The following is a 10,794-nucleotide window of genomic DNA, read 5'->3' on the forward strand; positions in this document are numbered from 1 at the left end:
CCCCTTGAGGGACTCCAAGTCCCTCAAGGGGGCCTTCACGGACTTGAAGATCCCGACAAAGGGCGGAAAATCGGGCAATTCGACCGACGTTGCGTCCTTTGTGGACTGTTCTGGGGTCTCAGGCGCCGCCGCTTGAGCTCCCGGCCTTGGCGTTCAGCGTGACAAGGGCGTCCCTCGGCTCGTCCGCGCCCCGGGTCCTCCGGCTCTCCCGGCTCCTGCTGGCACCGTGATGTCGCGAACGCGTCGTTCAGGACGTTCATCGTCTCGTACGCGTCGTTCAGGACACCGCCACCGCCCCAGCCCCCGATCGCGCTACGAAAACCGCCTCCGATACCCATCGCTGCCACGCATTCCGTAGCCCTGGGCCCATCCACAGCCCCCGGCGAATGTGGACAACTTCCGTTGCCCGCACCGGAAACCGCGGTTCTGTCGTACCCCGCCGATAGACTGCTGTCGGGGTCGCCCCCCAAGGGAGGGTGGGGGGCACCCCGGTGATGGGGCCGGCCGGAGGCTCAGTCCAGGGGCAGGTTGAGCAGGGCGTTCTCGACGAGTTCCGGCATGGCGGGGTGGATCCAGTACTGGCCGCGCGCCATGCTGCGCGCGTCGAGGCCGAAGCTCATCGCCTGGATCAGCGGCTGGATCACCGTCGAGGCCTGCGGGCCGATGATGTGCGCGCCGAGGATCAGGCCGGTCGCCGGGTCCGCCAGGAGCTTCGCGAAGCCGGTGGTGTCCTCCATTGCCCAGCCGTAGGCGATCCCGGCGTAGTCCTGCTTCGAGACCACAAAGGACACTCCCCGCTCGCGCGCGGCCTGTTCGGTCAGGCCGACCGACGCCACCTGCGGCGAGGTGAACACCGCGTGCGGGACGAACCGGTGGTCCGAGGCGATCGGGGTGTCCGGGTTCAGCAGATTGTGCTGCACCACCCGGGTTTCGTGGTTCGCGACGTGCTTGAGCTCGTGCGGCGAGGAGAGGTCGCCGAGCGCGTAGATGCCGTCCACGACCGTCCGCTGGTACTCGTCGACGGCGACGTGCCCACTGTCCACAGTGGTCACTCCGGTGGCCTCGAGGCCGAGCAGGTCGGAGTTCGGAGTGCGCCCGGTCGCGATCAGCAGCTGCTCTGCCTCGACGGTTTCGGCGCCCCGCGGCCCCTCCAGGTCCAGCGCGATCCCGGCCTCGGTCCGCCTGGCCCGCACCGTCTTGCGGTCCAACCGGACGTCGAAGCGCTGCGACGCCAGTTCGGTGAACCGCGCGCTGATGTCCTCGTCCTCGGAGCGCAGCAGCGCCCCCGAACGGTTGACCACGGTCACCGCGACCCCGAACGAGGCGAAGACGTGCGCGAACTCGGCCGCGATGTACCCGCCGCCGAGGATCACGATGCTCGCGGGCAGCTCGTCGAGCCGCATCACGGTGTCCGAGGTGTGGTAATCCACGTCGGCCAGCCCCGGCACGTCCGGGATCACCGGGCGCCCGCCCGCGGCGAGCACGAACCGGTCCGCGGTCAGCACCTCGTCGGGCCGCCCGTCCGGGAACGAGACCCCCAGCTGCTTATGCCCGGTGAACCGGCCTTCGCCCTCGTAGAGATCGACGTTCGCGTTGTCCTCGTGGCTGCGTCGGTAATCGGCGCCACCGGCGGCGATCGGGTCGATCCGGCCGAAGATCCGGTCCCGGACGTCGCGCCACCGCACCCCGAGCAGTTCCTCGTCGACGCCGAGGCGCGCGCTCTTCGCCGGCGTCGCGGCGACGTCGGCCGCGTGCACGAACATCTTCGTCGGGATGCAGCCGACGTTGAGGCAGGTACCCCCGAAAGTGCCCTTCTCGACGATGGCGGTCTTCCAGTCGGCGAACCGCGGGTCGAGGATCGAGTTACCCGAGCCGGTCCCGACGATCACCAGGTCGTAGTGGGGCACGTTTGTCATCCTTCGCGTGAGAGGCCGGTCGTTCACCCTAGCCAACCCCCGGAACCGTGCCGATGTTCCCGGCTGCCTGACGGCCGGGTGACGACGGAGCGCAGGGAAACCACCCGTTCCAGTGACACCGTTTCGGGCTCTCGCCGACTAGGGTATGCCCAGCCGCTCGTGTACGCGCTGGAGTCGTCCAGCTCCCGAGTGCTCGCCCGCACAGCCCCCGTACCCGGTGAAGGGATCGACTCATGCCCAAGACTTCGCGCCGCCCCTGGCTGCTCGCGGCCGGAGCGCTGCTGCTCACCGCGGCGGTGGTGCCGGTCGTGGTCGGTAACGCGATCGCGCAGGACACCGGCGGTGTCGAACCCCGGATAGTGGGCGGCGGCAAGGCGTCGCTGGCCGATCACCCGTACGCGGTGTACCTGACCGACAGCAACAACTACCAATACTGCGGCGCGGTCATCGTCAACTCGACGACGGTGGTCACCGCGGCGCACTGCGCGGCGGCGGTCAAGCAGGACGACGTCCGGGTCGTCGCGGGCCGTGAGGACAAGCGGACCTCCGCGGGCGCGGTGTACAAGGTCTCGAAGATGTGGACGCACCCGGACTTCACCCGGCCGGAGAAGGGCGACGACATCGCGGTGCTGACCGTGGCAGGCAGGCTGCCGTACCGGCCCGCGAAGGTGGCCACGTCCGCCGACAGCGACGCCTACCGCGAGGGCACGAAGGCCACCGTGCTCGGCTGGGGCCGCGTCTCCGACGGCGGCGACCGCTCGGACTACCTGCGCAGCGCCGTCGTCCCGGTGACCAGCGACGCGACCTGCAAGAGCGGGTACGACGTGTACGACGCGAAGAGCATGGTCTGCGCCGGTTACCCGCAGGGCGGCATTGACGCCTGCACCGGCGACTCCGGCGGCCCGCTGGTCGTCGGGGACACCCTGATCGGCATCGTCTCCTACGGTGTCGGCTGCGGCCAGCCAGGGAAGCCCGGGGTCTACACCCGGGTCTCCACCTACGCCGACGACATCGCCGAGCACGAGCAGCCCCGCCTGTTCGGCTGACCGGAGCAGCGGGGTGTGCTAAGCAGAAGCGTGCACACCCCGTTCATCGCCTCCGGTCCCGAACTCACCGCCGAGCAGCTGCACGACATCCTGCGGCTGCGCGTCGACGTCTTCGTCGTGGAACAGAAAGCCGCCTATCCCGAAGTGGACGGACGGGATCTCCTGCCCGGCACCAGCCATCTGTGGTTCGAGGGGGAGGACGGCGTCGACGCGTACCTGCGGGTGCTGTCCGATCCGGACGACGTGCTGCGCATCGGGCGCGTCTGCACGACGAAGGAAGCCCGTGGCCGCGGGCTCGCGGCGCGGCTGATGGAGGTCGCGCTCGTCGAGCACGGGGACGCCGATTACGTGCTCGACGCCCAGACGTACGCGCAGGGTTTCTACGAGCGCTTCGGGTTCGTCGCCGAGGGCGAGGTGTTCGAGGACGAGGACGGCATCCCGCACATCACGATGTGGCGCCGCGCGGAGCCGTCGCACTGATCACCTTGACCGCTTTGTCCACATCGGACTCCGCGAGATCGGCGCGCGCGGTCAGCCGCAGCCGCGAAACCCCGTCCGGCACCGACGGCGGCCGGAAGCACCCGACGCGCACACCCTGCTCGGCACAAGCCGCCGCCCAGGACGCCGCCGCTTCCGCGGACGGTGCCTTCAGGGAGATGACGGCCGCTTCGGGCAGGCTGACCCGGAAACCGGCCGACAGGAGCTGACCGGCGATGGTGCCCGCCGCGTCGACGACCTTCGTCGCGAGGTCCGGCTCCGCCTTGAGCACACCGAGTGCCGCGAGCGCGGCGGCGGCGTTCGCCGGGGCGAGCGCGGCGTCGAAGATGAAGCTGCGCGCGGATTCGACGAGATGCCGGATCACCCGGCGCGGCCCGAGCACCGCACCGCCTTGCGTGCCAAGGGAATTCGACAGCGTGATGGTGGTGACGACGTCGGGCGCGCCGGCCAGGCCCGCCGCGTGCGCCGCGCCGCGCCCACCCTCGCCGAGCACGCCGAACCCGTGCGCGTCGTCGATCAGCAACGCCGCGCCGTGCGCCCGGCAGGCCTCGGCGAGTTCGCCCAGCGGCGCCAGATCACCGTCCACGGAGAACACCGAGTCGGTGACCACGAGCGCCCGCGGTTTGCGGCGTGTCGCCAGCGCGTGCTTGATCGCCGACGGCGTTCCGTGCGCCACCGCCGCCACGTCCGCGCGCGAGAGCCGGCAGCCCTCGATGAGCGAGGTGTGGATGTGCTTGTCGGTCACGATCGCCGCGTCGGCGCCGGAAAGCGCCGTGACCGCGCCGAGGTTCGCGGTGTACCCGGAGGAGAACACCAGCGCGGCCTGCGCGCCGCAGAACCGCGCCAGTTCGTGCTCGAGTTCGGTGTGCAGCTCGGTGGATCCGCTGACCAGGCGGGAGCCGGTCGCCCCGGCACCCCAGCGCAGCGCGGCGGCCGCGGCCGCCCCGGCGACCCGCTTGTCCCTGGCCAGGCCGAGATAGTCGTGCCCGGCGAGGTCCAGCTCGTGGTCGTGGGCGGGGCGGGGCCGCAGTTTGCGCGTCAGGCCCGCACCGGCTCGCTTCTCGGCTTCGGCGTCGAGCCAGTCGAAGACCTGGTCGGGCGGGAGCTGGGGAGGGACCGGTGCGTTCACGTCCCGCAGTCTCCCACCCGGCGCGTCACGGCGGGCCGACCGGGTGCAGCGTGTCCGTGAGCCGCAGCCAGCGGGTGATCCCGAGTCCCCGCAGGAACTCGTGGTCGTGCGAGACCACCATGAGCGCCCCGCCGAACGCCGTCAGCGCGCTGGTCAGCTGCCGGACACTGGCCAGGTCGAGGTTGTTCGTCGGCTCGTCCAGGATCAGCAGCCGCGGCGCCGGTTCGGCCAGCAGCAGCGTCGCCAGCGTGGCGCGGAACCGTTCGCCGCCGGACAGGCCGCCCGCAGGACGGTCCGCGTTCTTGCCCCGCACCAGGAACCGGGCCAGCAGTGCCCGCGCGGTGTTGTCCGGCACGGACGGCGCCGCGCGCCGCACGTTCCCGACGGCGGAAATGTCGTCGTCGAGCAGGTCCAGCCGCTGGGGTAGCAGCCGGACCGGGACGAACACGTCGGCTTCCCCGGCGAGCGGGGCCAGGGTGCCGGTGAGTGTTCGCAGCAGCGTGGTCTTCCCGGCGCCGTTCGCGCCGAGGACCGCGATCCGTTCGGGACCGCGGACGTCGAGATCCACGACCGGGCCATTGCGTAGTTCGACCCCGTTCAGCCGCAGCACTTCCTTGCCCGCGGGGACCGTCGTCGCGGGCAGGTCGACACGGATGACGTCGTCGTCGCGGACGGCGTCCTCGGCACTCTTGAGCCGTTCGGTCGCCCGTGCCAGCCGATCCGTGTGCAGGATCCGGTGCTTCCCGGCCGCGATTTCGGCGTCCTCCTGGCGTTTGCGCATCCGCACCTTGGGCTCGCGCTTGTTCTCCCACTGCTTACGGGCGTAGCGCTGTCGCCGCGCGAGCTTGACGTGTGCTTCGGCGAGTTCGCGCTTCTGCCGCGCGAAATCGGCCTCGGCGACCCGGACCCGGCGTTCGGCCGCTTCCTGTTCGGCGGCGAGCGCGGCCTCGAACGCGGTGAGGTTCCCGCCGAACACGGTGACGTCGTGGTCTCGCACCTCGCCGATCCGGTCGACGAAGTCGAGCAGTTCGCGATCGTGCGAGACGACCACGAGCGTGCCCGGCCACTGCCGGACCGTGCGGTGGACGATCTCCCTGGCGCGGCGGTCGAGGTTGTTGGTCGGCTCGTCCAGCAGCAGCACGTCCGGACGGCGCAGGAGCTGCGCCGCCAGGCCGAGCAGGACGAGTTCACCGCCGGACAGCTCCCCGGCCCGGCCGTCCAGCGGGACCGCTTCGAGGCCGAGCTGGTCGAGCGTGGCGCGGGTGTGCTTCTCGACGTCCCACTGGTCGCCGATCACCGCGAACAACCGCTCGTCGGTGTCCCCGCTTTCGACGGCCGAGATCGCCGCGCGGATCGCGGCGATGCCGAGCAGGTCGTCGATCGGGCGGTCCGGATCGAGGACGAGGTCCTGCCGCAGGTACGCGAGCCTGCCGCGCACCGAAACCGACCCGGCCGACGGCGTCAGCGCTCCGCTGATCAGCCGCAGCAGGGTGGATTTGCCCGTGCCGTTACCACCGATCAGGCCGGTGCGGCCGGGACCGAGGGTGAACGTGACGTGGTCGAACACCGGCCCGCCGTCGGGCCAGGCAAAGGAAAGGCCGGAAACGACAATGGACGAAGACATACGGGACTCCTCAAAGGCTTTTTCGGCTTGGCTAAGCGAAAAACCCTCAGAAGATCAACGTCCCGGCACCTTTCGACGACAACACCGACCGACCCAACCTAGCCACCCGCCCACGCCGCGGCAAACCCTTTATCGGGCCGGGACGAGCGAGGTCGCGTGATCGGACGCGTATCTCACGTGCTTGAAGACAGAACTCGCGTGATCAAAAGGAGAACTCGCGTGATCGGACGAGATCTCCGTCCCATCACGTGAGTTCGCTCTCTGATCACGCGAGTTCGCTACCGAATCACGCGAGTTCGCCGTTCGGGCTCAGCTGTCGAAGCGGCGGGGGCGGCGACCCGGACGCTGCGGACGCCCGCCGCCGTTGCCGCTGCCGCCGTTGCCGAAGCGCGGGCGACGGCCGTTGAAGCCGCCGGGGCGGCCTTCGCGGTGACCGTGGTCCTCGCGCGAACCCTGGCCGTAGCCACCACGATCGCGGTCGCCGCCACGGCGTTCGCCGTAGCCGCGGTTGTTGTCACGGGAGCCGAAGCCGCGGCCGCCGGAACGGCGCGGGGACTCGCGGCGACGCTCGACCACCGGCTCGCCGCTGGGCTCGCGGGCGCCGGTGATCTCGGCCAGCGCGGGGTCGTCCGGGCGGATCATGGTCGACTCGGCGCGGACACCGGCCCGGTCGGTCATCCGGCGGACGGTACGCCGCTGGTCGTTGGTGACCAGCGTGACCACGACACCCGACGCCCCGGCGCGCGCGGTGCGGCCGGCGCGGTGCAGGTAGTCCTTGTGGTCGGCGGCCGGGTCGACGTGCAGCACCAGCGAGACGTCGTCGACGTGGATACCGCGCGCGGCCACGTCGGTGGCCACCAGCACCGGGGTGTAGCCCTCCTTGAAGTCGGCGAGCACCCGGTTGCGCTGGCCCTGCGTCTTGCCGCCGTGCAGCGCGCCCGCGTGCACGCCCTGCTCACGCAGCCGCTCGGTGAGGCGGTCGACGTGGTGCTTGGTCCGCACGAACATGATCGTGCGGCCCTCGCGGGCGCCGATCCGCGTCACGATGTCCTGCTTGTCCTGGTGGGACACCTGGAACAGGTGGTGGTCCATCGTGGTCACGCTGGCGGTCGACGGCGCGACCGAGTGGGTCACCGGGTCGGCCAGGTACTGCTTGACCAGCTTGTTGACGTCGCCGTCGAGCGTCGCGGAGAACAGCAACCGCTGCCCGCCGGGCGGGGTGAGGTCGAGGATCTCGCGGACCTGCGGCATGAAGCCCATGTCCGCCATCTGGTCGGCCTCGTCGAGCGCGATGAAGTTGCAGTCGCCGAGGTTCGCGGTGCCCTGCCGGACGTGGTCCGACAGCCGGCCGGGGGTGGCGATGAGCAGGTCGACGCCGCGGGCCAGCGAGTCGGCCTGGCGGCCGAAGGCCATCCCGCCGACGGCGGTGCGGCACCACAGGCCCATGGCCTTGGCCAGCGGGGTCAGCGAGTCGGCCACCTGCATGGCCAGCTCACGGGTCGGCACCAGCACGAGCGCACGCGGGCGCTTGGGCCGGGCCCTGCCACCGTCGAGCCGGGCCAGCATGGCCAGGCCGAACGCCAGCGTCTTGCCGGAACCGGTCTGCGCGCGGCCGAGGACATCACGCCCGGCCAGCGCGTCGGGGATGGTGGCCGACTGGATCGGGAACGGCTTGTCGATCCCGGCGGCGGCCAGCGCGCGCAGCAGTTCCTCGGGGAGGCCCAGCTGGGCGAAGGTCTTGGTGACCACGGTCTCCACCGCGTCGTCGCGCAGCATTCCGGTGTCAGCGGAAGCGGAAGCGGGACGGCCGGAGTCCGCGCCGCGGTGACGCGGCTTGCGTCCCCGGGGACGGTCCGCGCGCGCGGAGGAAGGGCCATGGTTGAACGTGACTGTCACAAATGCCTCTCGGACGTGGTACGTCGCAAGGAGGCCCGGGCTGTCCGCGCGCAGGCGGACAAGATGGTGTGCGGTGGGCGTTCACAGGGACGAACCCGGCACACCGTGTGGTCGACACCGCGCGCCGCTTTGGTCAATACGGATACCGCGAGCCATTCGGCTGGCTTTGGAGGCGACGGACACCAACTCATCCACGCCGCCGGTTGCGGTCTGTCATCACTGTACCGGAGTCCTCGCTGCGACTTCGCATCGAGGCGCCCGGGTGTGGGCAACGCCGCAGCCGCGCCGGGTGCCCGCGGCCGCGGCGTCACCCGTTCAGCCGAGCCCGGCGGCGTTCGTGAGCTCCGCCAGCAGCTCGTCGATCGCCGTGACCTGCTCGGAAAGCCCGCGGGCGTGGAACCACCCCGCGATGTTGCGGACGTCGCGGGCGAGGAACTCCAGACCGCCGGGGTTGGCCACGACGTCGACCACCTGCGGCAGATCGATCACCATGAGCCTGCCCTCGTGCACGAGCAGGTTGTACGCCGAGAGGTCACCATGGGCGACCCCCTCGCCGGCGAGCAGCTCCAGCGCCGCGACGGCCTGGTGCCACAGATCGGCGAGCTCGCCGGGTTCCGGCCGCAGCTGGGCCAGCCGGGGCGCCGCCGCGCCGCCGTCGTCCCCGAGGAACTCCAGCAGTACCTCGGTCCCGTTGCGCTGCACCGGATACGGGACCGGCGCCCCGATCGTCCACAGGCGACACAGCGAGGCGAACTCGGCGGCCGCCCACTGTTCGGCGATCAGGTTGCGGCCGAAGGTCGTGCGGCCCGCCATCGCGCGGTTCTCCCGTGACCGGCGCATGCGCCTGCCTTCGAGATAGCCCGCGTCCCGGTGGAACAGCTTGTGCTCGTCGCTGCGGTAGCGCTTGGCCGCGAGCAGGACGCCGTCGGTGCCGGGAAGGTTGCGGCGCAGCAGATGGACGTCGGCCTCCTTCCCGGTCTTGAGCACGCCGAGGTCGGTGTCGACCGCGCCGAGCCCGGTGATCACCCAGTCCGGCCGGGGGAGCGGACCCTGCTCGGCCTCGTCCCAGGTGGTCCAGCGATCGGCGCCGTCGGGCAGCGCCGTTTCGGTGTAGGCGTCCTCCCGCAGCCGGTCGAGGCGGACGCGTTCGCTTTCGGTGATCCGGCCGGCCCGCTCGGGCCCGGGTTGGCGGTTGCGGCGGGCGCGCCGGGCCAAGCGGTCGAAACGGTCGTTGAACTCGTGCTCTTTGTGGTCTTCGTCGTAATCGTGCTGACGCACTGGTGGGTTCTCCTGGTTCAGGGATGCCCCACCGGGCGCGCGGAAGACGCGGATCAGCCTCGGGGGGCGGGTGGACGGGTGCGGGCAGCACCCAGGACGGTCATCGCCATCGGGGCCACCTCCCTCGCTCTCCACCGGCTCCCTGCCGGATCGCGCAGAGCATCCCGCACCCGCGCGGGCACCCGCAACCGAATTAACCGCGACCCGGTAAGCGTTGAACCGCATCGCGGGCCTGCGGCAGGGTCGCGGTATGCGTGTGATCGTGATCGGCAGTGGTATCGCGGGCGCGGCGACGGCGTATCACCTGGTCCGTCGCGGCGCGGAGGCCGTCGTGGTGGACGCCGGGCTGGCCGGGGCGGCGACCGGGGCGGGCGCGGGGATCGTCAGCCCGTGGACCTCGCACTGGGAGGACGCGCTCTTCCCGCTGGCGTCGGCCGCCGCGGCGTACTACCCCGAACTGGCCGGACAGCTCGCCGAGGAGACCGGCGAGGAGTCGTCGTACGAGGTCGTGGGCGGCATGATCGTCTCCGCGGACGACAGCGAACTCGGCGACAGGCAACGGCGTCTCATCGAGCGCGCGGCGATCGCGCCGGGCGCGGGGGAGATCCGGCGGTTCGACCCGGCGCAGGCGCGGGAGTTGTTCCCGCCGCTGGCGCCGGAACTGGGCGCGGTGCATTTGTCCGGGGCGGCCAGGGTCGACGGGCGTCAGGTGCGCCGGGCGCTGCTCACGGCGTCACGGCGCCGGGGCGCGCGACTGGTGGAGAGTCACGCCCGGCTGTCGCCCCGGCCCGGGAGGGCGCCGCGCGTCCTGGCAGGCGGCGAGGTCTTCGACGCCGACGCCGTGGTGGTGGCCGCGGGCGCGTGGACCGCGGAACTGGTGGCACAGCTGGGAATCCGGGTCCCGGTGACACCGCAGCGTGGCCAGATCAGCCACTTCGACCTGCCCGGCGAGAAGACGTCGGCCTGGCCGGTCGTGCTCCCGCGGACGAGTCACTACCTGCTGGCGTTCCCCGGCTCGCGGGTCGTCGCCGGGGCGACCCGGGAATCCGGTGCGGGTTTCGACCACCGGGTCACCGCGGCCGGGCAGCGTGAGGTGCTGGAGCACGCGCTCGCCGTCGCGCCGGGGCTCGCGGACGCGACGCTGGCCGAGACGCGGGTGGGCTTCCGGCCGGGCACTCCGGACGGGGTGCCGCTGCTCGGGCGGGCGGCGGACGGCCTCGTGCTCGCCACCGGCTTCGGCCCGGCCGGGCTGACGCTGGCGCCGTTCGCCGGGAAGCTCGTGGCCGCGCTCGCGCTCGGCGAGGACGCCGGTTTCGACCTGACCGTGTGCGCGCCGGGGGAGGGGGGGGGGGGGGGCGGGGGTGGGTGGGGGGGGGCGGGGGGGGGGGGAGGGGTGGGAGGGCGCTC

8 protein-coding genes are annotated in these 10,794 nt (G+C 71.7%); 3 read left to right on the forward strand and 5 right to left on the reverse strand.

Annotated features, from left to right (window positions below; all coding sequences use genetic code 11):
• Positions 1-512: 512 nt before the first annotated feature.
• On the reverse strand, positions 513-1,907 hold the full coding sequence (locus ACFWX1_RS44050) for a mycothione reductase (RefSeq protein ID WP_378395872.1): 1,395 nt from the start codon (positions 1,905-1,907) through the stop codon (positions 513-515).
• A 242-nt stretch (positions 1,908-2,149) separates the two neighbouring features.
• Between ACFWX1_RS44050 and ACFWX1_RS44055 the strand changes: the two genes are divergently transcribed.
• Positions 2,150-2,962, forward strand: a complete 813-nt coding sequence (locus ACFWX1_RS44055; RefSeq protein ID WP_378395873.1) for a S1 family peptidase — start codon at positions 2,150-2,152, stop codon at positions 2,960-2,962.
• A 15-nt stretch (positions 2,963-2,977) separates the two neighbouring features.
• Entirely contained in the window at positions 2,978-3,442 is a 465-nt protein-coding gene (locus tag ACFWX1_RS44060) for a GNAT family N-acetyltransferase (RefSeq protein ID WP_378395874.1), read from the forward strand.
• On the opposite strand, the gene ACFWX1_RS44065 is transcribed toward ACFWX1_RS44060, so the two are convergent.
• From ACFWX1_RS44065 to ACFWX1_RS44080, 4 genes are all read right to left on the reverse strand, one after another.
• Entirely contained in the window at positions 3,408-4,589 is a 1,182-nt protein-coding gene (locus ACFWX1_RS44065; protein WP_378395875.1) for an aminotransferase class I/II-fold pyridoxal phosphate-dependent enzyme, read from the reverse strand. The genes ACFWX1_RS44060 and ACFWX1_RS44065 overlap by 35 nt on opposite strands.
• Positions 4,590-4,614: 25 nt before the next feature.
• On the reverse strand, positions 4,615-6,213 hold the full coding sequence (locus ACFWX1_RS44070) for an ABC-F family ATP-binding cassette domain-containing protein (protein WP_378395876.1): 1,599 nt from the start codon (positions 6,211-6,213) through the stop codon (positions 4,615-4,617).
• A gap of 309 nt (positions 6,214-6,522) precedes the next feature.
• Positions 6,523-8,109, reverse strand: coding sequence for a DEAD/DEAH box helicase (locus tag ACFWX1_RS44075; RefSeq protein ID WP_378395877.1), 1,587 nt, complete (start codon positions 8,107-8,109; stop codon positions 6,523-6,525).
• A gap of 315 nt (positions 8,110-8,424) precedes the next feature.
• Complete coding sequence (locus ACFWX1_RS44080; protein ID WP_378395878.1) at positions 8,425-9,387, reverse strand: serine protein kinase RIO; 963 nt, start codon at positions 9,385-9,387, stop codon at positions 8,425-8,427.
• 250 nt (positions 9,388-9,637) lie between these two features.
• Here ACFWX1_RS44080 and ACFWX1_RS44085 point away from each other — a divergent pair.
• Positions 9,638-10,794, forward strand: a 1,157-nt coding sequence (locus tag ACFWX1_RS44085) for an NAD(P)/FAD-dependent oxidoreductase (RefSeq protein ID WP_378395879.1), incomplete at its 3' end; no start/stop codon positions are given.

The organism is Amycolatopsis sp. NPDC059021, from assembly GCF_042739895.1.
Lineage (GTDB): Bacteria > Actinomycetota > Actinomycetes > Mycobacteriales > Pseudonocardiaceae > Amycolatopsis.